Origin of the sequence: Allomuricauda sp. R78024 (assembly GCF_044596045.1) — a bacterium.
Classification (GTDB): domain Bacteria; phylum Bacteroidota; class Bacteroidia; order Flavobacteriales; family Flavobacteriaceae; genus Flagellimonas.
The window spans coordinates 2,007,307-2,034,193 of sequence record NZ_CP138995.1; the positions used below are offsets into that span (position 1 = coordinate 2,007,307).

The 26,887-nt window shown below is 38.1% G+C and carries 15 protein-coding genes; 5 read left to right on the forward strand and 10 right to left on the reverse strand.

The features are described from left to right. The first annotated feature begins 61 nt into the window (after positions 1–61). Positions 62–1,270, forward strand: coding sequence for a multidrug effflux MFS transporter (locus tag SJY44_RS08970; RefSeq protein WP_396589441.1), 1,209 nt, complete (start codon positions 62–64; stop codon positions 1,268–1,270). On the opposite strand, the gene SJY44_RS08975 is transcribed toward SJY44_RS08970, so the two are convergent. The 8 genes from SJY44_RS08975 to SJY44_RS09010 form a co-directional block, all read right to left on the reverse strand. Next, positions 1,267–2,349: an anhydro-N-acetylmuramic acid kinase gene (locus tag SJY44_RS08975; protein ID WP_396589442.1), complete on the reverse strand. Its 1,083-nt coding sequence runs from the start codon at positions 2,347–2,349 to the stop codon at positions 1,267–1,269. The two genes, SJY44_RS08970 and SJY44_RS08975, sit on opposite strands and share 4 nt — an antisense overlap. Continuing rightward, a complete protein-coding gene (locus SJY44_RS08980) occupies positions 2,349–3,014 on the reverse strand; it encodes a class I SAM-dependent methyltransferase (protein WP_396589443.1) in 666 nt (221 codons plus the stop codon). Before SJY44_RS08980 ends, SJY44_RS08975 begins: the two co-directional genes overlap by 1 nt. After that, positions 3,011–4,621, reverse strand: a complete 1,611-nt coding sequence (locus tag SJY44_RS08985) for a glycoside hydrolase family 3 protein (RefSeq protein WP_396589444.1) — start codon at positions 4,619–4,621, stop codon at positions 3,011–3,013. The genes SJY44_RS08980 and SJY44_RS08985 overlap by 4 nt, the downstream gene beginning before the upstream one ends. Then, positions 4,614–5,894: an MFS transporter gene (locus SJY44_RS08990; protein WP_298927903.1), complete on the reverse strand. Its 1,281-nt coding sequence runs from the start codon at positions 5,892–5,894 to the stop codon at positions 4,614–4,616. The genes SJY44_RS08985 and SJY44_RS08990 overlap by 8 nt, the downstream gene beginning before the upstream one ends. Next, positions 5,891–6,373 (reverse strand): hypothetical protein, encoded by a 483-nt coding sequence (locus SJY44_RS08995; RefSeq protein WP_396589445.1) that lies wholly within the window; start codon positions 6,371–6,373, stop codon positions 5,891–5,893. Before SJY44_RS08995 ends, SJY44_RS08990 begins: the two co-directional genes overlap by 4 nt. Before the next feature lie 2 nt (positions 6,374–6,375). Next, entirely contained in the window at positions 6,376–7,833 is a 1,458-nt protein-coding gene (locus SJY44_RS09000) for a glycoside hydrolase family 10 protein (RefSeq protein ID WP_396589446.1), read from the reverse strand. 157 nt (positions 7,834–7,990) lie between these two features. Beyond that, entirely contained in the window at positions 7,991–9,301 is a 1,311-nt protein-coding gene (locus tag SJY44_RS09005; RefSeq protein WP_298927895.1) for a RagB/SusD family nutrient uptake outer membrane protein, read from the reverse strand. Between the two features lie 10 nt (positions 9,302–9,311). Then, positions 9,312–12,383: a SusC/RagA family TonB-linked outer membrane protein gene (locus SJY44_RS09010; protein WP_396589447.1), complete on the reverse strand. Its 3,072-nt coding sequence runs from the start codon at positions 12,381–12,383 to the stop codon at positions 9,312–9,314. Between the two features lie 212 nt (positions 12,384–12,595). Between SJY44_RS09010 and SJY44_RS09015 the strand changes: the two genes are divergently transcribed. Then, positions 12,596–13,342 carry a DeoR/GlpR family DNA-binding transcription regulator gene (locus SJY44_RS09015; protein ID WP_298927890.1) on the forward strand — a complete coding sequence of 249 codons (747 nt, stop codon included), beginning with the start codon at positions 12,596–12,598 and terminating at the stop codon, positions 13,340–13,342. Positions 13,343–13,379: 37 nt separating this feature from the next. Here SJY44_RS09015 and nagB read toward each other — a convergent pair whose 3' ends face one another. Beyond that, positions 13,380–15,320 (reverse strand): glucosamine-6-phosphate deaminase, encoded by a 1,941-nt coding sequence (gene nagB / locus SJY44_RS09020; protein ID WP_298927887.1) that lies wholly within the window; start codon positions 15,318–15,320, stop codon positions 13,380–13,382. Positions 15,321–15,513: 193 nt separating this feature from the next. Between nagB and SJY44_RS09025 the strand changes: the two genes are divergently transcribed. Both SJY44_RS09025 and SJY44_RS09030 read left to right on the forward strand, forming a co-directional pair. After that, positions 15,514–16,263, forward strand: a complete 750-nt coding sequence (locus tag SJY44_RS09025; protein ID WP_298927885.1) for a DeoR/GlpR family DNA-binding transcription regulator — start codon at positions 15,514–15,516, stop codon at positions 16,261–16,263. Between the two features lie 5 nt (positions 16,264–16,268). Next, positions 16,269–17,078 carry an N-acetylmuramic acid 6-phosphate etherase gene (locus SJY44_RS09030; RefSeq protein WP_298927882.1) on the forward strand — a complete coding sequence of 270 codons (810 nt, stop codon included), beginning with the start codon at positions 16,269–16,271 and terminating at the stop codon, positions 17,076–17,078. Between the two features lie 16 nt (positions 17,079–17,094). Here the strand turns inward: SJY44_RS09030 and SJY44_RS09035 are convergent, their stop codons facing one another. Continuing rightward, on the reverse strand, positions 17,095–18,216 hold the full coding sequence (locus SJY44_RS09035; protein WP_396589448.1) for a PQQ-dependent sugar dehydrogenase: 1,122 nt from the start codon (positions 18,214–18,216) through the stop codon (positions 17,095–17,097). Positions 18,217–18,362: 146 nt separating this feature from the next. Between SJY44_RS09035 and SJY44_RS09040 the strand changes: the two genes are divergently transcribed. Next, positions 18,363–26,684 (forward strand): T9SS type B sorting domain-containing protein, encoded by an 8,322-nt coding sequence (locus SJY44_RS09040; protein ID WP_396589449.1) that lies wholly within the window; start codon positions 18,363–18,365, stop codon positions 26,682–26,684. Positions 26,685–26,887: the final 203 nt, after the last annotated feature.

Below are 26,887 nucleotides of genomic sequence, written 5' to 3' on the forward strand. Positions count from 1 at the left end.
TATAATACAAATACCTTCTAAAAAGCTTCACCACTTATCTGGGTATGCCTAGTTTTGCAGAATGCAAAAAGAAACCCAGAAACCTAATTTTGAGTTTATAGCATTGATGGCTGCATTGATGTCAATCGTAGCACTGGCAATTGATGCTATTTTACCTGCGCTATCAAATATTGGAGTGGCCATAAATAGTTTGGACCCCATAGATCACCAATTGTTGATCACCATGATTTTTTTGGGACTTGGAGTAGGTCAACTATTTTTTGGACCATTATCTGATAGTTATGGCAGAAAACCAATGGTTTATTTGGGTTTTACTTTATTTGTTATAGCAAGTATGATTTGCTTACTTGCCCCTTCTTTGGAAATAATGATTTTAGGTAGAATTTTACAGGGCGTTGGCCTTTCAGGACCAAGAACCCTGGCCATATCTATTATTAGGGACACTTATAAAGGAGATTATATGGCCAAAGTAATGTCTTTTGTGGTTGCCTTCTTCATTTTAATACCAGTTGTTGCGCCAGCTATAGGGAAGATTATTCTCGACAATTTTGGATGGAAAGCGATTTTTTATGTTCAATTGGTTTTTGGGCTCATCGTTTGTTTTTGGTTTTGGAAAAGACAAGCTGAAACACTTCGTCCAGAATATAAGATTCCAATCTCTAGTAGCGTGTTCATTGATGGAGCAAGGGAATTTTTAAAGTACAGGGAAACCATTATTTATACCTTAATGTCAGGTATGGTAACTGGAGCTTTTTTGGTGTATTTAAGTGCGGCACAGCATGTTTTTGAAAATCAATATGGTTTGAAAGAGGCGTTCCCTTATATTTTTGCCGGACTGGCAATTTCTATTGGACTTTCAACATTGTTAAACGGTACGTTGGTAATGAAGTTTGGCATGCGCAAACTATCACGGTTGGCACTTATTGGTTTTTGTGCCATTGCAATCATGTACTCCCTTCTATTTTGGAATTCCCCTAACCCCAGTATCTTTGTTTTGGTCGGTTTTCTTTCGGCACAGTTCTTCTGCTTAGGTTTTATGTGGGGAAATTACCGCTCTATTGCTATGGAACCAATAGGTCATATAGCAGGTATTGGTGCAGCCATTAATGGTTTTGTTTCAACCTTGTTGGCCATACCTATTGCCACGTTTATAGGAGATTTTGTGCAAGATAGTGTTTGGCCACTCTTTGCCGGTTTGGCTATCTGTGGCCTACTTTCATTATTTACTTTGATGATGGTTAAAAAGCCAAAAAGAGTTGCTGCAGCTTAGTTGTTTTCAGGAAAAAAAACTTCCCCGCTACATGAATCTTCTGTTGCTCCTGTTACTGAGCTCAACACATTGACTTTATCTTCCAAACGAAGTACTCCCATTAAAGCAAAAACTAATGCTTCCTTGAATGCGATCAATGTTTTAGAAAGAATGATGATATCTATTGATGCCCCAAGCTTTTCTTGAAGAGTGTCCATAAAAAAATGATTTAAAGCCCCGCCTCCGGCAACGAATAATTTGCTACGCGGTTTTGTGGCATGTTTATGGACTTCTATTGCAATTTGTTCGCAATTATGATGAATAAATGTATGGAGTAAATTAATGTGGGAAGCACCCGAATTTTCAATCAATGGAACAATTTGTTCAGTAAACAGCTCGTAACCTGTAGATTTGGGATAAGGCAACTTATAATATTCTAATTGATTAAGCTTTCTAGCTAGTGGTTTATCTACCCTTCCGCTTCTGGCCAATTTACCTCCCTCATCATAAGCCAATCCCATTTTTTGAGTAACATAATTTAAAGGCATGTTGGCCATACCAATATCATATGCGATGCTTTCTCCATTTTTATCAAAAGAAATGTTACTTATTCCTCCCAAATTCAAGCAAAAATCATAATCATGAAATAACAATCGATCACCAATCGGGACCAAAGGAGCACCTTGTCCTCCCAAGGAAACATCTTTGCTTCTAAAATCGCATACAACTTGTTTTTCGCTGGTATCTGCTAATAACTGTCCATCTCCCAATTGAAAAGTAAAACCATCTTCTGGTCTATGGTGCGATGTATGTCCGTGGCTCGCTATAAAATCAACTTGTAAATTGTGTTCCTCAATAAAACTTTTAGCTTGTTCACCCAGCCAAACACCATAATCTTTATGTAATTGATCATGATTTTCTTCAGATAGATGAATAGCATTTTTAAGATAGTCCCGCATTTTTTCGGTATAATGGACATCTCTAGTGTTTTCTATGGAAAACTCCCAATTACCATTGCTTTGCCAAAGATGGCAATAGGCTAAATCCAACCCATCTAATGAAGTACCGGACATTAACCCTAGAACCTTATATTTTTTCATTATAGTTTTTTGATTTTAATGATTAATGAAATAGGCTTTTCATCGTCATTCAATACCTCCTGAAAATTTACCTTCACCTTTTCAAGAGATCCAAGTATTTCCAACCAATTTTCAAAAGTTCTTGCATACCAAGAATGACCGTCTTCAAAATTGCCTGGTAAGCCCTTCCAAGCGTCGGTTAACCACTGACTTTTATATGCAAGTCCACTTTGTATTAAGAAAAATGGGTGCAAGGTTTGAATTATAATGTATCCATTGTGAGAAATGGACTTTAACGTGTTTTCCAAAAGTTTTTGGAGGCCATCCTCCAAATACAGACAAAAGTTAAAAACAGCGGCATCAAAAGGAGCATGTGGTATAGGGTTACCTTCTATTATATCCTCAAAAGTGAATACGTGATAATCTCCTGAATCTTTTTTTTTGGCTTCCGCAATAAGGTCTTCTATAGCATCAAACCCAACAGTATGGAATCCCATTCTGCTTATTTCTCTTGTGAGCCAGCCTTCTCCACATCCAATATCGGCGAACTTCTCACAATTGAGACTGGCAACAGTTTTCAAAATTGCTTTATTGGTGAATTTTCTAGATGGAATCTGATTGTCCTGAATTACCTTAATCCATTCGGAAGCATTCTTTTCCCATGATGAAATGATGTCCGTTTTCATACTTGAAATGTTTTAAGTGTTATGGGGAGTTTTCCTTTGGCTTCTGTTTGACCAATAAAATGATGATATGCCACTTCTTGGAATTCCGTAAAATCTTGATAGACCACTACTACATTGGAGCTGGATTTCAACTTTAGCGTATCAATCACGTAGGGATTTCCAAAGAGATAGATTAAAACATTTTTTTGGGATATTAAAGATTGAATAAAATCCAATACCACTTCATCAATTCCGAACTTATTTTTTGGTTTTATAGAAGGAGGAAAGAGTGCCAATACAATGTTTTTATGTTCAGAAACTTTACCTCTGATTTTGTCTATTGTTTTCGCATTTAATTGATACTTGGGTTGCCCAGATTGGCCTTCTAGTTTTGAGGAAAAGCTGTTTTCTGAGTGATTACCCAATGAAAGGTTGAGAAAATCATTTGCTTTTATTTCTTTCAAAGTATCTGGACTTCCATAGAGTTCAGTTATGCTATAATGCGCAATTTTTTTGTTTAACTCTGATGCTGATTGAGAGTTAATGTTCCTTTCCATGTCAGTTTCTAAAAACGCCCGCTCCTTTAACCTCCAAACCCTTTCAAAACTTTCTTCAATTCTTTTTTCTGAAGCACTTGCTACTATTTCTTCAATACCCTCTTTTGAATGTTCCGAGAAACACATTACATCCATTCCGGCTGCAAAAGCACTTGCTTCCAGCATTCCTTTTTGAGCATATTTTTTAGATACTGCATGCATGTTCAAAGCATCAGAGATAATAACGCCTTCAAACCTCATATCTGTTCTCAATAAATCGGTTATAATTTTAGATGAGGTAGTAGATGGATTTCCCAAATCATCCAGTTCTGGAACGGATAAATGGCCTATCATTACAGCATCGACACCTTTTTTTATAAGCTTCTCATAAGGATAAAGCTCGTTTTTCGTCAACTCTTCTTTTGATTTGTTTATTACAGGTAATCCCAAGTGGGAATCAGTGGCAGTATCGCCATGTCCTGGAAAATGTTTTAGTGCACCTAAAGTCCCAATGCTTTCCATGCCATCTAAATAGGCTTCTGCTTTGGCAAGAACCATATTTTTATCATCCCCAAAAGACCGGTATCCAATTACTGGATTTTCTGGATTGTTATTGATATCCACTACTGGGGCCAAATTCCAATGAACACCAGCTTTTTTACAGTCCAGTGCTATTTGCTTTCCAACTTCAAAAATTAAATCATTGTTTTCTTGTATAGCGCCTAAGGTAATTGCATAGGGGTATTGTGGTGTTTTTTCTATACGCATGGCCAAGCCCCATTCGGCATCAATTGCTATGAGTAAAGGAACGTTTGCAGCTTTTTGATACCTAGAAATGAGTTGTTTTAATCTTACATAGCTATCATCATTGTAAACTACTTTCTTTTTGCCTTCAAAATTGGTAGCGGCACTTGCTCTACTATGAAAAAAGCAAATAGCCCCTATATTATTTGTTCTTATTGAATCTTCAATCTTTAGAATTTCTTCTTCACCATCATTTATAAATGCAGCGGGCATAAACAACTGTGCAACCTTTTGCTTTAGGGTAAGTTTTTTTGTGGCATTAGAATAGGGTAGTAGACTGCTATACATTGCTTACATCAGTTTTTTTACCATAATCTTCTGGGTATTTTAAATACCTAAGAACTAGAAACGCCGGGAGTGCTGCAATGACTACCCAGAGAAAGAATCCATCATACCCCAGCCATTCTTGAATATATCCACTCAACATCCCTGGAATCATCATTCCCAAGGCCATAAAACCTGTAGCTATGGCATAGTGCGAAGTTTTAGTGACTCCTTCAGCAACATATATGAGATAAATGAGGAACGCCGCAAACCCAAATCCATAACCAAACTGCTCAATAACCACCGTTCCTACTACTGCAAATAGACTTGTAGATTGAGTGACAGCAAGAATAGCATAGAGTGCGTTTGGTAAATTTAGAGCCAATAGCATGGGAAGCATCCATTTTTTCAAGCCATCTCTAGAAATTAGAATTCCGCCCACAATACCACCAATAGAAAGCATTATGATGCCCACGGTGCCGTAAATGGTTCCCACGGCTTCTGTGGAGTATCCCAAGCCTCCTACTTCCAAAGTATCCAATAAAAAAGGGGAGGCCATTTTAACCAATTGCGACTCGCCTAAGCGATAGGTAAGTATAAACAATAGTGCTACCCATATTTGGTTCTTTTTGAAAAAGCTGACAAAAATCTCTGAAAAACTCGCTGGTTTTTCTGTTGTTTTATTTTGTGATTCTTCAAATTTGGGTGCAACAAAAAAGTTAGAAACGGTTAAAATCAACATTAATACGGCCGCACAAATCATGGTCATTGACCAAGCCTTTGTATTATCCCCGTATTCATGTTCAAGAAACCCAGCAAATATGACCAGCAGCCCTTGCCCCGTTACCATCGCCAAGCGGTAAAAAGTGCTTCGGAGTCCTATAAAAAAAGATTGCTTCTTTTGGGTTAAACCAATCATATAATATCCATCTGAAGCAATATCGTTGGTTGCAGATGCAAAAGCCGCCATCCAAAAAAATGCAAGTGTAATAATGAAAAAAGAATTAGAGGGAAGAAACAAACCAATGCCCAAAAAGGACAAAGCAACAATAAACTGCATGCCCAGAAACCATTTTCTTTTAGTTCCATTTAGGTCTACCAATGGGCTCCATAACGGTTTTATTACCCAAGGTAGATAAAGCCAACTGGTGTACAGTCCTATCTCTGCGTTGCCTATTCCCAAACGCTTGTACATAATGACAGACACTGTTACCACCATAATATAGGGAATACCTTGTGTGAAATAGAGCAATGGTATCCAGGCCCATGCGCCTTTGTCTTTTTCGACAGTACTCATTTACGGTGTTTTAATAGATTTTGGTAAATACTTTTTTCGGATTGCTCAATGACTCGTGCATTCACTACTTTTTGGTAGTATTCAATTGGACCAACCCCTCCTATAACGGCATAAGCATATCCAATTTCCTTTAATGCATTTAGCGATTTTATTAAAAGTATTTTTCCGATGTTTTTCCCTCTTTCCGAAGCTAATACTCCTGTCGGTCCAAAAAAGTTTTTAGATGTGCTTTCAAAACAAGCAAAACCTAAAATGGATTGTTCCCGTTGAGCCACAAAACAGTTAACGGGTAAAGAGGCAAAGGACACATCGACCTCATCTCCCCAGTTTGCGCTAAAATTGGATGTTACCCAATTTGTTATAATGCTTTTTTCGGGTGCTATCGGTCTTTTGATTATGATGTTTTCAGATTCCAAAAGATGTCTTTCATCCTTGGAACAATCAGGCAAATCAAGAAGTCTTACAAGCATATCTTGCATAATCAATTTGATTCTAGTGTTAGTATCTGTACTTCACTTTCATTTCCGAAGGCATCAACAATGGTAACTCCAATGCCATTTTTTGATTGCTTTTTTGTCAACTGCAGCTGATTACAGACAGAATTTTGACTAACGGAAAGATAACTCTTTCTTATGAGCAGTTTTTGGCCTGGAGTTTTCTTATTTAAAGCATAATAGTGAAGAAATCTTGGAATACTGTCCGAATGGGAAACACAAATGTCCACATTGGCATTCTTTATTATTTGGATTGACTCAACTTTTGGGAAGGACACCTCCCTTTTTGTTTTTGTAATTCCACTTGGATTTTGTGCAGGAAGTTTATAGAACTTTAGCTTCAAGATTTTGGTGACATTCTCATTTTTTCCTAAAAGTGATTTTGCACTAAAGAAAACGTTGCCGGTTATTTCCTTTTGAGATCTAGCAAGTAAAAGCTGTTTGGGTATTTCTTTTTTCTTGTTCCAGGCCTTATCCTTGTTGTTCTTGATTTTGTAGGTGCCGTTGCCTATGTATAAATTGGTGTTTTTGGCACTATTATTAGCCCACCATTTGGTAATAACTTGGTGAGAGGCAAGAGGATAATCCATACTCCAATACACTTGAGGTACTAAATAATCCAACCAACCTTTTTCAACCCAAAGAAGCGGATCGGCATAAAGATCTTCGTAGGTAGTTTGCCCTGCTTTGGTATCTGATCCATTTGGATCCGTAGTCTTATTTTTCCAAACACCAAAAGGACTTATGCCGAATTGAACCCATGGTTTGGTTTTTTTTATGGCTTTATGGACGTTTTTTACCAAGGAATCCACATTGCTTCGTCTCCAATCTTCTATGTTTTGATTTTGTAAACCATAGGTTAGAAAAGCTGTACTGTCTTTAAATACTTCATCTTTGATTTTATAGGGATAAAAATAGTCATCAAAATGAATTGCATCTACATCATAATTTATAACCACCTCCTCAATCACATTGGTTAGTTTTTGTTGCACTTCTGGCAATCCAGGATTATAGTAATATTTTTTGCCGTACTTGAGCATCCAATCTGGATGTTGATAGAAATCGTGTTTTTTAGATAATGCTACGGTGTCCAAATCAAAAGTAGCACGATATGGATTGAGCCATGCGTGAAATTCCATTCCGCGCTTATGTGTCTCCACTATCATCCATTCCAATGGTTTGCTAAAATCTTTTGGTGCTTCTCCTTCTTGTCCAGTTAAGTACTTGGACCATGGGGCTTGTTCCGTTTCGTAAAACGCATCTCCGGCTGTTCGTATTTGTACAATGGCCGCATTAAAATTAAGCTTCTGATAGAAATCCAGAATTTCTATAAAATCCCTTTTTTGTTTTTCTGAATTGTCATTTGCATTTTTAGGCCAGTCAATATTTACCACTGTTGCAATCCAAACTCCTCTAAACTCTTTTTGTGGTTGAATTTTGGTCATTCTTGAAACCGAGCAAGAAAGACAAAGCAAAAGTGGAATTATGTAAATAATTCTTGACATAAAAATTAAATAAAAAAGGCCTACTTATGGACTAAATGTAGGCCTTTTCGCTTGATAAAATTGAAAACTAAAACTAACAACTCAAACTAAAATTGTTTTATATTGACGGATCTGCAGGGGTATTTGGGTTATTATCTCTTTCTGTATCTGGATAAGGATAATAATTCCTGTTACGTTCTGCATCTGCATCATTTGGACCTGGTCTATTAAATCTTCTGCTATCTTCTAAAGACATACCACTCATAAATAATTCAATACGTCTATTTCTATAGATTTCTTCTAAAACTGCTTCTTGGGTTGCCGCGCCTGAATACTCAGGTAGATTGGCTCCCAATCCAAATGCGTCTCCTGCAGCGGTTTTGGTTAGCACTTGATTTAACACTGCTATGGCCTGAGGCACTTGGTCTTGTCTTGCCAAAGCTTCAGCTTCAATCAGCAATATTTCTCCTGGCAAGTATACAGGGATGTCATCTAGATTATCATCAAAAAAACCAACAGAGAAAAACGCATCTTCATTTGTTGAAGGATCATTGGCTATTGTAACGTAAAAATCTAAACGCCCATCAGTTGGATCGGGCAACAATGTATCTGGTAATCCAAATTCATCGTTCTTAGCTTCAACAACATTGTTGGTGCCATATGTTTCCGAAATTGGGTTGGGCACAGCAGCATCATAAGACCAAGTAGATTGAACCGATAAATTCACAGCATTGGCAGCTGTAACCGCAGCGGGGTAGTTGCCAGCCATTAGGTTATATCTAGCCAATAGTGCTTGAATGGAATTTTCTAAATCTACAGATTGGAAAACACTTGATGATACCGAGGAAGAGATACCGCTTTGTGCATATCCTAAAGCTGTTGTTAAATCACTGATTGCATCCGCTAAAACCTCTGCTCGTGAATTAAATTGTGCTTCCTGTTCTGTGATCAAAGGTACTTGTTCAAAAAACTGGATGAGCGTGCCATTGGCCAATGCTTCATAGAATAGGGCATAAGCTTTTAAACTATTGGCTTCAGCTTCATCTGCGGCGGCAGTATCAGCATTTTCGAACACGGTCAAAGATTCTCTGCGAACCAGCATAAGCTCGCCCCACAGACTTCTTAGGATACCATTGTTAATGGAAATTTCATTACCTCCATTGATTAGCTCAGCTTCAGCTAAGTTCCCAGGATTGATCAGTCTCAATTCATCCGCAGTTAAACCAGATGCAGTAACGGTTGTATAAATTGCTCCTGCACGATCAGTACTGTAACGTTGCTGAACTCCATTAATTAATTTGATAAGGTTTTCAACACTTCCTTCAACTTCTGGATCGGAAATGTTAATTGGGTCGATGAACTCTTTGTCACAAGATACAATGACAAAGAATACGGTAATAGCTATAAAAATTTTATTGATATTTTTCATTGTCTTCTTATTAGAAATTTGCACTTAGTGATAGAATAAAAGTTCTTGGAATTGGTACATTACCAAAATTCACAGCACGTAACAAGTTAGATTGTCCACCAGCATTTGTTTCTGGGTCATAACTAAAAAAGTTATCGATAGAGATCAAATTTCTTCCTTTTAAGGCTACAGTAAAGTTTTTTACCCCCTTAAAAAGTTCGGGAAATGTATAACCTAATGAAACCTCACGCAATTTTACAAATGAACCATCCTCCATTCTAAATTCTTGAATTGGATATATTGAAGAGATATAACCTCTTGGAAGTTCGCCAGATAATTCCTGTTCTGCCAACCTTCCTACACCGACTCCTTGTCTTGTTCGTTTATCCGCGTCAAAGACATCAAAACCTTGAACTGATTCCCACAACATAGAAAATGAAAATTGTTTGTATTGTACATCTGTTCCAATGCCCAGGAGATAATCTGGATTTGGATCACCTATAACTCTTCTCAAAGCATCACCTGTTGGTTGTCCACTTGCGTCTCTTTGAGGGGTTCCGGCTAAAGCGTCTCCTCTTTCTTGTTGAGGTAAGCCATCTGCAGTCAATAGAAAACTACCATCATCATTTCTAGCAAAATAGGTTCCATAGAAGACTCCCAAAGCTTCACCTTCCCTAACTTGTGGTGGAGCTCCACTTACAGTGGCTATGGATATGGGACCACCTGTAGTTGCGGTAACCTCATTTCTATTTCTAGTAAAATTAAAGTTCAAATCCCATTTTAAATCATCAGTTTTTATAGGAGTTACTCTTAAGTAGATTTCTAAACCATTGTTTTTCATACTACCCACATTCTCAAATCGAGAAAGACCTCCTTCTGAAGGAGCCAACGTACGCTGAACAATCAAGTCTGATATCTTCTGATTGTAATATGTGAACAAAACAGATGCTCTATTGTTGAACAAACTTAAGTCCGTACCAATTTCAAATTCCTTTAATCGCTCCACTTCTAAATCTTCATTACCCAGAGCACTGGATTGGCTTAATGAAGTGGTTCCTTGAAACTCGTTTGGATTATATCTTCCAAACCTTGCATAAGGACCTACTGCTGTGAGGTTTCCTGCTTCACCATAAGATGAACGTATCCTGGCAGAATTTATAACGTTGGATATACCTGAATTCTCCCAAAAAGGTTCACTTGACAACACATACGAACCTGATATTTTAGGGTAAAAATTTGTTCTTTTATCAGGGTCAAAGTTTGTAGCCCCATCAATTCTACCTGCAATAGTTAGAAAGTATCTATCATTAAAAGACAGAGTCTCCTGAACAAAACCTCCAAAAATCTCTAATCTATCATCGCTTTCTTGCGCTTGTAAAGGAACGGTAGGAGTCCCGCTTGCATCTAAATCTCGACCTTGGGTTCCAGAATACTCTAAACTACTAGATTGGAAATTATATCCTACTATGGTTTGAGAATTGATATTTTCAGAAATGTCAAAATCAAATGTAGCGTTCACATCATAATTCCAGTTAAAAATAGTTGCTTCCGCATTACCTTGATAACCATTGTTGAAATATGCAGCGTTAACCGGCTCATAAGCATATATAGGAATTGAAATGTTTCCATCCTGCTTGTAAGTGTCAACACCTAAAATTTGATCTATAGTCAAAAAATCTGTTGGTTTTAAAGACACCATTAGGTTTGGAATGAACCTAGTGACATCTTGGGTAATGTCGAACTCTTCTATTATGGATAAAGGGTTTACTCTGGTAGGTTCCACACTTTGCAGGTTCCCACTTGCATCCCTTTGAGAAGCATTGTAGATATTGTTGGTGATATTTACGGAATTGATTGGACTCCAAAAAACATTTCCATCTGGCTTTTCATCAGAAGCACTGTTCATAAAGTAAAGCCCTACATTGTATGATAACCAATCGTTAACGGTATGGTTAAAATTTAACCTTGCAGAAAGTCTATTGTATTTAGTGTTTCTAATGATACCTTCATTGGACAAATATCCAACGGAAGCTGCATAGCCCATTTTTTCGTTTCCATCCCTTATGGATAAATAGTTGTCCGTTCCAAGTCCTGTTTGGAATATTAAATCTTGATAATCAAAACGCTGTACATCTACCTTATTGGTCAAAAGATTGGCGAAAGGTGTTGTGTTTCCTTCGGCATCTCTACCAAATATGGGCCACAACCTTACATCTTCGCCACCAAATTGTTCACCCCTTAAATTAATGTCCACTTCCTTTCTCAAGTCATTTACGTTGAACGAAGTTTTGAAGAAAATTTCTGGACCATCAACAAAGTTACCACCTCTTTTAGTGGTAATGATTACCACACCATTAGAAGCACGCGAACCATAAATTGCAGCTGCAGCTGATCCATTTAGAATATTGATGTCTTGGATATCATTCGGATTAATGTCCACCATTCTGTTTTGACCTGGACTGGCATCTCCAGAGCTGACATTTAGGTTGGTTACATTAGTTGTTAGGTTACTGGCAATAACTCCATCAACTATATATAAAGGTTCTGAAGAACCACTTATGGTACTTGGACCTCTTAGCCTTATTGAAAAGCCACCTGCGGGGTCACCCGAGTTTTGGGTTATTTGAGCACCTGGAACCTTACCTTGAATTGCAGATGTAACATTGATAGGGTCTGCTTTTAAAAGTTCTACGCTTTTTACGGTAGTAACAGCATTACCTAATTTTTTTCGTTCCTGCACTACAGTGGAACCGGTTACAACAACCTCATCAAGACTTAGAAGGTCTTCTGACATTACAAAGTTGTTGGTTATGTCACCACCGGAATAACTCACACTTATTTTTTCTGTTGAATACCCTAGGTAACTGGCAACAAGTGTGTAATCTGCTTGCTGCAAATCAGCTTGAAAGCTGTAGTTACCATCAAAATCGGTTACAGTTCCATAAGAAGTGTTCTCAATATAAACAGAAACACCAGGTATAGGCGTTCCGTTTCTACTATCTGTCACTGCTCCAGAGAAGGAGCCTGAATTTTGGGAAAATGCACTGGCACTGAAGACCATGCACACCAAAAACAGTAATTGGCGCAAATTTTTTCCATTCATAAAATTAGTTTTTTCCATTTAGTGTTGGAGTTAGTTACAAATTCAAGTTCTCGTTTTACTTAATTAATATAGAGTCGGTATCAAAAATATGCAAATAATCGAAAATCTTGCAATGTTTTGCAATATTTTTTAATATATATATTTGTTAAAGCCATTTTTTGCATTATTTTTCCATAATTTTTAAACTTTTACATTTGCTTAAATAACAAACCATGCTGAAGGAAGAGCGCCATCAGGTTATATTGAATGAGGTGAGAATACACAACAAAGTTTTGTTGACAGATATCGCCGAGTTAGTAAAGGTCTCGCCAGATACGGTACGAAGGGACATCAAAGAACTGCATGATGCCAATAAACTAAAACGTGTTCATGGAGGTGCTATTTCACTGGGATTTAATCATTATAACTACGCCAATCGCGAAATTTATTCGCTCGAAAAAAAATCAAAAATTGCGGAGAAGGCAGTTTCCCTATTAAAAGAAGGTCAGGTTGTTCTGTTAAGCGGAGGGACAACAAATCTTGAAATAGCCAGATTAATACCTCCTTATCTTAAGATCACCTGTTTTACTCCTAGCTTGCCCATAGCCGTTCAGTTATTGCCAAAACCAAATATTGAGATAATATTTATTGGAGGTAAAATCAATAAAGATTCGCAAATTACCATTGGAGGTGGTCCAATTGGAGTTTTATCGGAATTAAAGGCAGATATCTGTTTTTTAGGCGTGAATAGTATTCACCCATCGGATGGAGTAACAGAATTTGATTGGGAAATTGTTCAGGTTAAAAAAGCAATGATCAATGCTTCAAAAAAAGTAGTAGTTCCTTCAATCTTTGAAAAAATTAATTCTGTTCAACGCTATAAAATTTGTGATGTTGCTTCTGTAGATATATTAATTACGGAATTGGATAAAAATGATCCACTTTTGAAACCTTATGGAAAAAATATAACGTTAGTATAAAGAAAGAGAGGCTGAAAAGCCTCTCTTTCTTTATAAACTATTTGAATTTATAGCGAACAAAACCTTCCATAGCTTCATATTCCGCCATACCTAATTGATTATATTTTTTTGCTGTTTCCGTGTTGCGCTGCTCCGCACGTTGCCAAAACTCACGTTGATCATTTCCTGGAAACATAGCTGCATCTTTTTGTGATTGGTGCTTAAAAATGGCGTTTTTCTTTCGTTCCATATCTTTTGGACCAACCGGTACTGCCATTTCCATATCTGCAATATCCCATTCTTGCCATGCACCACGGTACAACCAAAGGTAGCAGTCATCAATCCAATCGGCTTTTTCTTGAACTAACCTATCTACTGCCTCATATATTATTTGAAGACATACACGGTGCGTTCCATGCGGATCAGAAAGGTCGCCTGCAGCAAATATTTGATGTGGCTTTATTTTGTTCAAAAGATCATATGTTATTTGAACGTCTTCCTCCGAATGAGGTTTTTTCTTTACTGTACCAGTTTCATAAAATGGCAGATTCTGAAAATGAGCATTTTTTTCATTCACTCCACAATATCTACAAGCCGCCAGAGCTTCACCTTTTCTTATAAAACCTTTGATTTTTTGAATTTCTGGACTATCTACCTGTCCAGGAGATTTTGAACTCAAGAACTGTCGTGCATCCATCAATTTTTTCTCTAGTTCCTTATTGCCAGTTTGCACGTCTGTGGCAAAATCCAAAAATCGAATCACCTCATCATCAAAAACGGCAATATTTCCTGAAGTTTGGTATGCCACGTGAACCTCATGCCCTTGGTCAACCAAACGTAACAGTGTTCCGCCCATAGATATTACATCATCATCAGGATGCGGACTAAATATTAGCGAGCGCTTAGGGTATGGGGCTTTTCTCTCGGGACGTTGACTGTCATCTGTATTTGGTTTACCTCCAGGCCACCCGGTAATAGTTCTTTGAAGTTCGTTGAAAACTTTAAGGTTTATATGTTCAGCCGAACCTATTTCTGCAACCAAACTCCCCATTCCGTGTTCATTGTAGTGCTCGTTGGTGAGTTTTAAAATTGCTTTGTTTAATTTTTCAGAAAGCCATAAGGTGGCTTTTTTGATCAATTTGTCATTCCAATCACATTCACTTACTAGCCAAGGTGTATTGATCCGTGTTAGGGAAGATGCAGCTGCCGAATCTAAAATGAACTCACAGTTCTCATGATGCTGTAGGAATGTAGCTGGAATACTCTCTCTGATTTTTCCTTCAACAGATTGTTCTATTATACTTGCCTTGCCTTCGCCCCAAGCCATCAGAATTATTCTTTTAGCATCCATTATGGTTCCAACTCCCATGGTAATTGCTTTTTTTGGCACATTTTCAAGACCAAAGAAGTCACTAGCGGCATCTAATCTGGTTACCCTATCTAGACGTACTAAACGTGTTTTACTTTTCAGGGATGAGCCTGGTTCATTGAAACCGATATGGCCTGTACGACCAATGCCCAATACTTGAATGTCAATGCCACCTGCTTGCTTGATTTTTTCTTCGTATGCATTACAAAAATCACGTACATCTTCTTTGTCCAGAGTTCCGTCAGGGATATGTATATTTTTCTTTTTGATGTCTATATGATCAAAAAGGTGCTCATTCATAAAACGAACATAACTATGTATAGAATCAGATTTCATTGGGTAGTATTCATCCAAATTGAAAGTGATTACATTTTTGAAGCTTAACCCTTCTTCTTTGTGAAATTTTGCCAAAAAATCATAGACTTTGGTAGGGGTAGACCCTGTTGCAAGCCCTAAAACAACATTTTTGCCTTGTTTTTGACGCTGTCTAATTAGTTGGGCAATTTCATTGGCTACCCAAAAAGAGGCGTCTTCGGAGTTGTTGTGTATGTGCGTCTCTATTTTCTCAAATTTTTTAGACTCCTCATCATAGGGGAAATCCATTGTTTCTGGTTTTGTTGCTTTTGACATAGGTGAACAGTTTTAACTTCTAGATGACAAATGTATTAAAAAAAAAGGTATCTGCTGTTTTTTGCAGTAGTTAATGCAATTATATGCCATAATTAACCTTTTAACAACATTTTATAAATAAAAACTGAATAAAATGGCATGGTGAATATTTTCATATATTTGCCCAGACAAGCACTGTATTAATGTGTCTTTTATGTTGAAAGAAGAACGACAACATGTTATTTTGAATGAAGTGGCACTACATAATAAGGTGCTTTTGACTGATATTGCTGAAATGTTGGATGTCTCTATAGACACAATTAGGAGAGATGTAAAGGAACTTGACAATGAAAACAAGCTTCGCAAAGTGCATGGTGGAGCAGTTTCTTTAGGTTTTACCAACGCAACGGTTAGAAATACCAACATTTATGCCCTTGAAGAAAAAAAGAAGATTGCAGAAAAGGCTGTTATGATGCTTAAGGAAGGTGGGGTGGTATTTATAGATGGGGGTACTACTTGTCTTGAATTAACCAGACAAATACCTGAGAATATTAAATTGACTTGTTTTACGATGAGCCTGCCCGTGGCAATGGAGTTATTGGCAAAGCCCAACGTAAAAGTTATTTTCATTGGTGGTGAAATTTCACCAGACTCGCAAATATCTATCGGTCCAAGTACTATCCGTCAGTTATCTGAAATAAGAGTGGATTATAGTTTTATAGGGACTGGTTATGTTGATTCCCTGTTTGGGCTCACTGAATTTGATTGGGATATTGTGCAAGTTAAAAAGGCAGTAATCAAGGCTTCCAAAAAAACTGTACTTTTGTCGATATCCGAAAAATTAAATTCCCAACACCGATATAAAACTTGCGATATTAATGCGATCAATACGATGATAACGGAATTGGATCCTAACAACAACCTTTTAAACCTCTTTAGAAACCAAGAGATTCATCTTTTGTAATGGATATGAATTATAAGAAAATTACAGAGAATCCTTCAAATTATGACAATTTGGAGCAAATGGACACCAGTACCATTCTAGAAAGCATCAATAAAGAAGACAAAAAAATAGCAGAATCCGTTGCACTGGTCATTCCGCAAATAACAAAACTTGTGGATTTAGTAGCTGAACGTTTTCTAAAAGGAGGACGACTGTTTTACATTGGTGCAGGAACGAGTGGTCGTCTGGGAATTTTAGATGCTTCTGAAATACCACCAACCTATGGTATGCCATATAATAGGGTAATTGGTTTAATTGCAGGTGGTGATGCAGCCATAAGAAAGGCGGTAGAGTTTGCTGAGGACAGTACCCTCCAAGCATGGAAAGATCTAAATCAGTTTGATGTAAATGAAAAAGATGTTGTAATTGGTATTGCTGCATCCGGAACTACGCCATATGTGTTGGGTGGAATAAGGGACGCCAAGGAAAATGGACTACTAACTGCGGGTATCACCAATAACCCAGGTTCCCCCTTAGCTATGGAATCAGATATCCCTATAGAAATTGAAGTAGGTCCCGAATTTGTTACTGGAAGTACTCGTATGAAAAGTGGTACTAGTCAAAAACTTGTTTTAAACATGATTTCTACTGCCTTAATGGTGAAGATTGGAAGGGTCAAAGGAAACAAGATGGTCAATATGCAATTGAGCAATACCAAGTTGGTAGATCGCGGCACACGATATTTGGTGGAAGAACTTGGATTGGACTACAACGACGCAGAGAAAGCGCTTAAAAAATATGGTTCTGTAAAACGTGCAATAGAAGAAATGAAGTAGTTCTTCGTATGCTTGACTACTTTTTGGGCATCAATCTATAAATTCCTTTTCCTTCAATTCCCACATAAATAAAACCATCTGGTGCTTGGCGAACACTTCTAAGTCGTCCCATGCCATCTAATAATTTTTCACGGTACACTACTTTGTTGTTTTCAATAACTAATCGTTCTAAATATTGAAAAGCTAAGGAACCCACAAGCAGATTTCCTTTCCAATTTGGATATTTTTCAGAAGTGACAAAAGTCATTCCGCAAGGAGCAATGGAAGGTGTCCATTGATAAATGGGTTGATCCATACCGGTTTTTGAGGTTTTATCGGTAATTTTTGTACCACTGTAATTGATTCCATAAGTGATTATAGGCCATCCATAGTTTTTTCCTTTTTGTACAATATTTATTTCATCACCCCCTCTAGGTCCATGCTCATGTTCCCATAATTGCCCAGTTTCATAATGTTTTACTAGACCTTGAGGATTTCGGTGACCATAACTGTATACTGCAGTTTTAGCACCCGATTGACTTACAAAAGGATTGTCTTTGGGAATTCGTCCATCATCATGGATTCTATATATTTTTCCTCCATCTTTGGTAATATCTTGAGGATTTACGTCTCTATTGCCTCTGTCGCCAACAGAAAAGTATAGGAATCCATCATCATCAAATTCTAATCGAGAGCCAAAATGCTGGCCTTTTGTTGTATTTGGTTCCGCTTTGTAGAGTAATTGCTTTTCAATAAGCGAGTTTTCAGATAGCTTGGCCCGCATTATTGTCGTATTTCCTCCCTTACTACTGCCATTTGAGGAAGCGTAGGATAGGTAAAGCCATCCATTTTCTTCATAATCGGGATGTAATTCAATATCTAAAAGCCCTCCTTGCCCCCGTAAATATACTTTAGGAACATTGTCTATTTCCGTCGTTTTTCCGCTTTTATAAAGAAGAAGTTTTCCTGCCTTTTCTGTTATTAAAATACCCCCATTTGGAAGAAATACCATACCCCAGGGGTTTTGAATACCCGAAACTACGAGTTCAGCAGTAAAATCAACATGTTTGGGAAGATTTATGCTCTTATCAGATTTTTGAGCACAAGATGAAGTGAGCATTACAACGAAAAAATAAGGAAGGATCGCACTTTTTTTCATAATTTAACGTTGAAATAAAAGAATTTATAGACGAACTACGGCTTTTTATAGTCGAAAGATAAAAGAAATATATAAGTTTAGATAATTACAATCATAGAATATAAGGTCCCAAATCCGAAGTATTCTACCATAACAAGACTTAACCTATGCTTCCTCAAAAAACAAGGCATTTGCTATATGCCGTGTTGTTGGTATTTATATCAATATTTTGTTCCACGGTCCTAGCGAAAACAGAGGTCAAAACGATACTAACCAAAATAGTATCTGCCGTTTCAGAACCAAGTACTGAAAAGACTTCGTCGGTTTCCAAAATTGATGATTCAGCAGCTAAAGCAGATGTATTTCTTTCTGCTAGTAGCAGCATGTTCATGACCATTATCCAAGGGACTAATGAAGAAGTGGTCTGTCCTAACGATGGTAGTACCTTGGCAAAATTCTTCCTATGCGGTACCAGTGATATTAGAACATTGACATTAAGCCAATCTGGTAGCAGCTATGAATGGCAGAAATTAGATCCAAATACCTGTGCTCCAACGGTAGTAGATGATTGTCCAACTATTAATGGTGCATGTACCTGGAATACTGTAGGGACTGGAGCTACTTATAGCCTTGATTCCGCTGGTGAATTTAGGGTGCGGGTTGATTCTGGTCAGTTCTTTTATTTTAAGTCTACTTTAAACCCATTAAATCCACAGCTGATCAAAGAAGATATTATATGTGGAAATCCAGGTAGGGTAGAGGTAACCAATGTACCTGCTGGTTACGAGTATAGTTTAAATAATTCTGGAGGACCGTACCAAGACGACCCATTTTTTGATGTTACCACTCCAGGTAACTATATGGTTTGGGTGCGTTTAAAAAATGTTTCTGCAAGTGCGTGTTTGTTCCCTTCGAATACTGTTAATATTCAAAATTTGGATATCACTGTAGATGTAACTGCTAATGATATTTTATGTAGTAGCGAGTTGGGTAGTATAGATGTTCAAGTTTCTGGAGTTCCAGGTTTTTATACGTATCGTTTGATAAAAAATGGAGTAACCGTAGATACCTTTGGTCCAAATGGATTGGACGCCTATACGTTTGCCAATGTAAGCCCAGGAGTATATAGTATTAGAGTAGATACCAATGATTGCTCAGAAACCATAACTACAGATACGGGTGGTGCTACCATTGAAATTGGAAATGGAATAAGTCCTTTGGATGTTGTGGCCACAGCTTCTGCCAGTTTTGGTTGTGGAGCTGCTTCTGTTGATGTGGATTTAACGACTACAGGAGGTACGGCACCCTATCGTTTCAGTGTAGACGGCGGGGCATTTGGTTCAACCTATACGAGCACCACATCATTTACAGTAACAACTGCCGCAACCTATGCTATTTTGGTAGAAGATGCCAATGGTTGCCAAAGAACTGCTTCTGTAAACGTTCCAGATATTCCACCACCAATTTTTAATATTACTGAAGAAGATGCCAATTGCGGGGGATCCAACAATGGTAGAATTACCGTAAATGTCACCAGCGGATTTGGATATGAGATAGAATATAGTAACGATAATGGTACTAGCTATCAAACAAGTAATGTGTTTTCCAATTTGGCTCCAGGTACTTATGATATTGTTTTACGATATGAACAAGACTCTTTTACTTGTACTACAACCCCAATTGTTGGAACCATAGGGACACCGTCAAATATCAGCGCAACTGCAACCCCAGATTCAGTACCTACTTGTACAAATGAAAACGGAGGTCAGATTACTATTTCTGGAGTTTCAGGAGGAACAGCTCCCTATGAATATAGTGTTGGAGCTGGATTTGGCACAAATCCAGTTTTCTCAAACCTGGGAGTAGGAAGCTATACTCCTTTGGTTAGAGATGCAAATGGGTGTGTTCAGCCATTACCAGATATCGTTTTTAATACGCTTGACAAACCAACTGATATAGCGTTTACTATCTCTAGTTTGGATTGTATCACAACAACAGCTACCGTAGGGCTTGTGATTACAGGTGGAACGGGACCATACAATTATGAAATTATAGCCCCAGCTGCTAGTGCAGTCAATAATGGAACAACAAGCACATTTGGAGGTTTAGGATTAGGAACATATACTTTTAGGGTAACTGATAATGAAGGATGCTCGTATGATGAAAACTATGCTATCACGGATATCAGTTCAATTGGTGTTCAAGCGCAACAAACAAGAGTTGTTACCTGTGTTGGTGATTCCGATGGAGAAGGTCGTTTTTTAGTAGATGGCTTTAATACTACCTATAGTTACGATATAGATGGAGGAACATTAATTACGGGCCAAAACAGTGGTATTATACCACTAACAGGATTGGCCGCAGGAAGCTATCTAATTTCAGTTACAGATGAAGATACCAATTGTACGGACACTTCTACTCTTGTGATTGAAGAGCCTTCAATAGCTTTTGCCATTTCTGGATTGGACGTGACCGATATGAGTTGTCAAAATGGAAATATTGGTGCTGTTAGAATAAATACTGTCGGAGGTTGGGGAGGTAATAGATATACATTAACACAACCGGATAGCTCCACTAGAGGGCCGAAAAATGGAAGTGTTTTCTCTAATCTTTCTCAAGATGGACTATATCAAGTAAGTGTAACGGATGCTAACGGTTGTACCGTAACAGATAGTTTTACATTAACCATTTTGCAAGCCCCAACATTGACATTGGATGTTGGAGCTTCAGACTTTTGCTATGATAATTTTACAGCCGCGACCTTGGTAGTCAATGCTACCTTAGGTGCTGCACCGTATCAATATAGAATCAATGGTGGTGCCTTGGGTGCAAGTAATAGTTTTTCTGGACTTACTCCAGGAAACTATAGTATAGAAGTGGTGGATGCAAATGATTGTAGAGATACTGTTACGGCAACTATTGAACCACAAGTAACTGCGCTGGCGACAACCATCCAAGAATTGGATTGTGCTGGTCCTCCTGCACAAATTCAAGTGAATATCAGTAACGGATATACTTCTGGTGGAAACTATGATATTTACGAGGTGCAGATTAATGGCGGAGGCTATTCATCAGATAACAACAACATTACAGGAAATTCCTTTGTATATAGCATACCTAACGATGGTTCAATTATTTCGGATACAACATATCAATTTTTAATTACGGATAGTCAAGGGTGTACCACAGAATCAAATATTGTAACCATAACACCTCCTGAAACCATAGCAGGCTCAGTGGTTGGAACTGATACACAATGTGGTGATGCAACTAGCGGAATTGTTGAAGTGATAGCTGATACTTCTCAAGGAGTTCCACCATATGAGTATAGTAATGATAACGGAGCGACTTTTAGTTCCCAAAATATTTTCTCTGGTTATGGTCCCGGAAATCACGGAGGATTTATGGTTAGAGATAGTAGAGGTTGTGTAAGTCCGGCTTATAATGTCACTATTGCAGCAAGCGCTGCACTTAATGCTGCATCAACCCCGAGCCCTGCAGTATGTTCATCTGGACCTATTGTAGGTTCTATTGCTACCTCTCTATCTAATGGGGTTGCACCGTTTGATTATGTTCTATTGGACGTGAACGGAACATTGGTAGCTTCTTCAATGGGTACCGCCAGTACTATCGCTAACTTTCCAAATCTACCTGTTGGTAATTACACTGTAGTAACTACAGATGCTCAAGGATGTGAGGATAGAGATGATATTGTTATTGACCAAAATACATTGGATTTAACTCCTTTGGATACACCACCTGCACTATGTTCAGATACTTTGTTTCCATACAGGGTTCAAGCCAGTGGAGGTACAGCACCTTACGAATTTAGACTGGTGGGTGACCCAATATTTCAGTTGGGTACGGGTGTAAATAACGATATTTTTGATGTTACTGGTCTCGTGGTCCCAAATGTGACTTACTTTGTCGAAGTCATGGATGCAAATGGCTGTACTTATATTGAAGAGATAGATTTCTTGACAGCACCGAGTCCTGTAACTGTCACCGCTACATCAACTACAGCTTCTTGTAATGTCGCAGGAAGTGGTGGAATTGATTATGAAGTTTCAGGAATTCCTGCAAATCCAGGAAATTTTACGGTAACCCTTCAAAATACAGATACTGGAGCTATAGAGGCAGGGCCTGATTCTTATACTAACGAGCCTATCCCGTTCAATGATACGTTTACAGGGTTAGCGCCTGGCAACTATCAAATCATAGTTACGGATACCGATTCAGGGTGTAGTGCGAGTACACTTGTTTTTATTGGATTTAGCTCGCCTTCCATTGTTATTGACAATAATGTTGAGGCTACTTGTAATACGGGAGCTCTTATTACGGTAAGAGGATTTGGTGGAACCGCACCGTTTGAATATGCTTATGTTCCAAATGGCGATCCTGCACCTACGGTCTTTGTTGCGGACACTACATTTGAAATACCAGGACCTTATCCTTCAGATTATGATTTTTATGTTAGGGACGCTAACGGATGTACTGCCCTGACTACGGCTACAATAACGCAAGAAGCAGGAATTCCGGCGCCTGCAATAGATGTTACCAATCAATGTACTGCGACAAGTGGATACCTAATTGATGTAACCGCCCCTATATCAACAGGTTCAGGTCTACCGGAAGAAACTTTCATGTATGATATTGGTAGTGGTTTCCAAAGCAGTGTCAACTTTGTAGTTCCAAATCCAGGAAGTTATGTGATTACAATACGAGATGGGAATGGATGTACAGATACCATAACCGCAGAAGTTTTTGATTTCTTTGCTATTACTGCTGATGCCACCTCTTTCCCAACCTGTAATGCAGGTGATGGTGAAATAACGGTAAACACTACTGGAGGTAGTGGTAATTTTGAATATCAATTGCGAGATGCTGGGACATTGGCCAATATAGGACCTGCTCAAGGCTCAAATACATTCACCGGCGTATTGCCAGGAGATTATAACATTTTAGTTACGGATTTAAGTTCCAATACAGCGCCATTATGTTCAGATGAAGCGGTTGTAAATGTATCCACAGTTAATACGCCCGTTATCACGGCAACACCAAGTACAGACATTACTTGTAATGGTGCAGATAACGGTACTATTGTGGTGGAACTTCAACCTGGAAGTGATACAGATACCCCATTAAGTTATATTCTATATGATGGTGCCAGTGCAACTGTTATGGCAGGGCCTCAACCATCTCCAGTATTCGATAATCTAACCCCAAATACGTATCAAGTAGAAGTGGTTTCAGATAGAGGTTGTGCAGATCGTTCTGGTAATGTTTTAATTGATGAGCCATCACTCTTGCTAGTAAATGCCATCAATACAGAGTTTAGTTGTAACCCTTCCAGTAACCAGTTTAGTACTGCTACGATTACTATTTTTACTGACACGAATGGAGATGGTTCAGGTGCAGCTACCGGAACTGGCCCATATACGTATAGTATGAATGACGGTACCCCACAATTTGATGGTACCAACTTCCAAACAAGCAATACTTTTGAAGTTATTGACAATGGAGCAAATCAGAGCATAATTCTTACCGCCAGAGATCAGAATGGTTGTGAAGAGATGTCCAATGTGAATATTAACACACCTACCGATATCACGTTCAGTTATAGTGTAAGTCAAATTACTTGTGATGCTTCAGGTGGCGGAGCAAGTCCTGGATCTATTACCATTATTGTTAATGAAGGTGCAGGAAATTATGAAGTGGAAATTTTGCCTTTAGGCTCAGAACCAGCTAGAAGTTCTTCTGGTACAGATCAAGTGGTTTGGCCTATTTCAACACCCGGTGATTACATTTTTGCAGTCACTGATGTTGGCAACGGTGGTTGTTCATATTTGACAGCTACAGTCAATATGCCAGAGTATAACAACATTGAAGCTGTAATTGCTGAGGTAAGGCCCGTAACTTGTTTTAATGGCAATGATGGAGAAATAAGTTTGGAAATCAATAATTATAGTGGAGCATACAATTATGAGGTTTTCTCAAGAGATAACTCGGGTATTGAAACTTCAACAGGTGTAACAGGAAGCTTTGATACCAATGCGCCAATTAATAGTCCAGAAATTATTACAGGGCTACCGGCAGGTAATCTTATTGTATATGTAGAAGCTTTGGATACTCCTTTTTGTGATGTAGTAAGTAACGTTGTTACGGTAAGATCTCCGGATAGAGCATTATCAGTTGTAGCGGCACAAACTTCAGAGGTTACATGTAACGTTCCAGGGTTTGGAGAAATTACCGCTACTGGAGATGGTGGTTGGGGAACCTATGAGTATCAGTTAATAGCTCCTGACGGTAGTACAATATTAGTGGATTACCCAAATACAAATCCAATATTTCAGAATTTATCTACAGGGAACTACACTGTAAATATTAGGGATTATAGAGGTTGTGAAGAAAGCACTATGATTAATCTTCCACCACCAACACCTATTACTGCAGATATTCAGATAGTAACCCCATTGGCGTGTAATAATGACAATAACGGCGTTATAGAAACGTATAACGTTTTAGGAGGACAGGGCCCAGGTAATTACCTGTATCAATTAAATAGGATTACAGATGGCACAAATAGTGGACTTCAGATAACTCCGACTTTCGCTAATTTGTCTGCGGGTGAATATACCATCACCATTTTTGATGGTTGGAACTGCAGCTTTACAACTGTTCCGATTACGGTTCAAGATCCTGAAATTGTTATTGCTGAATTGGTTGAACTTCAACCACCAGGTTGTGGGGATTTAGGGAGAATGGAACTGACCGTAACAAACCCAGAAGTTGGCGTAGATTATTTTTATCGTAGATCTGGGACAGCAGACCCATTCACACCATTTGGAGTTGGTTTGACCAGCATAGAAATAACAGCTGATATTACAATTGATCCGGGACCATTCCAATATGAAGTTCAAAACTCCAACGGATGTCCATTTGAAAGCTCCAATCAGATTTCCTTAGATCCAGCAGCACCTTTGGTAATTGCTTTAGACTTAACAAATGCAACCATCAATTGTGCAGGTGAGGCAACAGGAATCATACGTTCTGAAGCTTTTGGAGGAATAGGTAGTTATATGTATACACTATTAAATTCAAACACTCCACCCAATCCAACTGTGGCTAATACAGTAAGACCAGCGCAGAGTTCGGGAATATTCAGAAACCTAGATCCTGGCACTTATTATGTATATGCGCAAAGTGGTGGTTGTGAAGCAATATCCACACCAATTGTTATTGAGCCAAAACCACCTCTAGTGTTGGATTACTTAGAAGCAGTTCCTGTAATATGCCATGGTGATACGAACGGACAAATTATTATTGAGGCCAGTGGTGGTACAGGTGCAATTAGATATTCAATATCTGATACATTAAGTGAATTCTTTGAAGGGGATGACCCGGTCAATCCAAATAGAAAAACATTTAATGATTTATCACCAAGAACCTATGATGTAATTATTCAAGATGATTTAGGTTGTACCATAACAAGAACTGTAGAAATAACCCAGCCTATGGAATTGTTGGCAGGTATAGCTTCTACCACTCCAGAAATATGTTTGGGGGACGAGGATGGTACATTAACTTTAAATGTAACAGGAGGTACCGCTCCTTATTACACCAGTGTGAATTCTGCAGACGATGCTGATTTTGTTGAAAATAACGCCATGTTTTTTGACGGACTTCAAGGAGGTGAAACCTATGTGATTTTTATTAGGGATTCCAATGGTTGCCAGACTAACATTGTTGCTGAAATAGGAATAGGTATTGAACTCATGGCAGAACCAATAGTTCAATATGGTTGTGATGGTATTTTTCCAAATAGTACAGCGACTGTTTCCATTACAGATAGTTCATTATTGCCAAACCTACTGTTTTCATTGGATGTAGATGATATTCAATTGGCAAATGATCAAAGAGTGTTTGGAGATCTTCCACCAGGTGAACATACAGTTTACATTTATCACCAAAATGGTTGTGTAACCTTTGTAGAGTTTGAAATAGATGAATACGAGCCATTGATTCTAGAGGCAGAAAAAATTGGACCTAATGAAGTCAAAGCAATTGCAACCGGCGGATTTGGCGGATATGAATATTTCTTCCAAGGAGAATCGTTTGGAGAGTTAAATGTCTTTACAATTAATCAAGATGCCAATATCACCATAATGGTGAGAGACCAAAACGGATGTGTTGCGAATTTAGTAATGCCATTTGATTTTGACGGAATGCCGGAAATTCCAAATTTCTTCACTCCGGATGGAGATAATCTAAATGATTATTGGAGACTTGGTAATAGTAGTTTCTTTCCAAATTTGGAAGTCAAAATCTATGATCGATATGGACGCGTAGTAGCTATATTAGATCAAGTAAAAGGGTGGGACGGTACTTATGAAGGTAGTGAGTTGCCAACAGGAGACTACTGGTATGTGGTCAATGCAAATGATAAGGACAAGCAACAGTATGTAGGGCATTTTACACTTTACAGGTAAGTTATTGTAATCGTTTTTGAGTATATTTACGTTTGTACTGTAGTTTTATTATTTGAATTTGTACGATTTAACCAATAGATTCAATTCACCTAAAGAAACAATAGTTCATTTAAAGAAATATAAAGCCAACATTTTAATGGTATTACTGGTTCCATTACCTGTATACAGTTTCTGGAAATCTAGTCGGCAAATTCTTAAACGTG

Bases quoted from the DNA above. Each gene is read 5' to 3' on its own strand.
- SJY44_RS08970 (WP_396589441.1), top strand. From the start codon at position 62: ATGCAAAAAGAAACCCAGAAACCTAATTTTGAGTTTATAGCATTGATG.
- SJY44_RS08975 (WP_396589442.1), bottom strand. From the start codon at position 2,349: ATGAAAAAATATAAGGTTCTAGGGTTAATGTCCGGTACTTCATTAGAT.
- SJY44_RS08980 (WP_396589443.1), bottom strand. From the start codon at position 3,014: ATGAAAACGGACATCATTTCATCATGGGAAAAGAATGCTTCCGAATGG.
- SJY44_RS08985 (WP_396589444.1), bottom strand. From the start codon at position 4,621: ATGTATAGCAGTCTACTACCCTATTCTAATGCCACAAAAAAACTTACC.
- SJY44_RS08990 (WP_298927903.1), bottom strand. From the start codon at position 5,894: ATGAGTACTGTCGAAAAAGACAAAGGCGCATGGGCCTGGATACCATTG.
- SJY44_RS08995 (WP_396589445.1), bottom strand. From the start codon at position 6,373: ATGCAAGATATGCTTGTAAGACTTCTTGATTTGCCTGATTGTTCCAAG.
- SJY44_RS09000 (WP_396589446.1), bottom strand. From the start codon at position 7,833: ATGACCAAAATTCAACCACAAAAAGAGTTTAGAGGAGTTTGGATTGCA.
- SJY44_RS09005 (WP_298927895.1), bottom strand. From the start codon at position 9,301: ATGAAAAATATCAATAAAATTTTTATAGCTATTACCGTATTCTTTGTC.
- SJY44_RS09010 (WP_396589447.1), bottom strand. From the start codon at position 12,383: ATGAATGGAAAAAATTTGCGCCAATTACTGTTTTTGGTGTGCATGGTC.
- SJY44_RS09015 (WP_298927890.1), top strand. From the start codon at position 12,596: ATGCTGAAGGAAGAGCGCCATCAGGTTATATTGAATGAGGTGAGAATA.
- nagB (WP_298927887.1), bottom strand. From the start codon at position 15,320: ATGTCAAAAGCAACAAAACCAGAAACAATGGATTTCCCCTATGATGAG.
- SJY44_RS09025 (WP_298927885.1), top strand. From the start codon at position 15,514: ATGTTGAAAGAAGAACGACAACATGTTATTTTGAATGAAGTGGCACTA.
- SJY44_RS09030 (WP_298927882.1), top strand. From the start codon at position 16,269: ATGAATTATAAGAAAATTACAGAGAATCCTTCAAATTATGACAATTTG.
- SJY44_RS09035 (WP_396589448.1), bottom strand. From the start codon at position 18,216: ATGAAAAAAAGTGCGATCCTTCCTTATTTTTTCGTTGTAATGCTCACT.
- SJY44_RS09040 (WP_396589449.1), top strand. From the start codon at position 18,363: ATGCTTCCTCAAAAAACAAGGCATTTGCTATATGCCGTGTTGTTGGTA.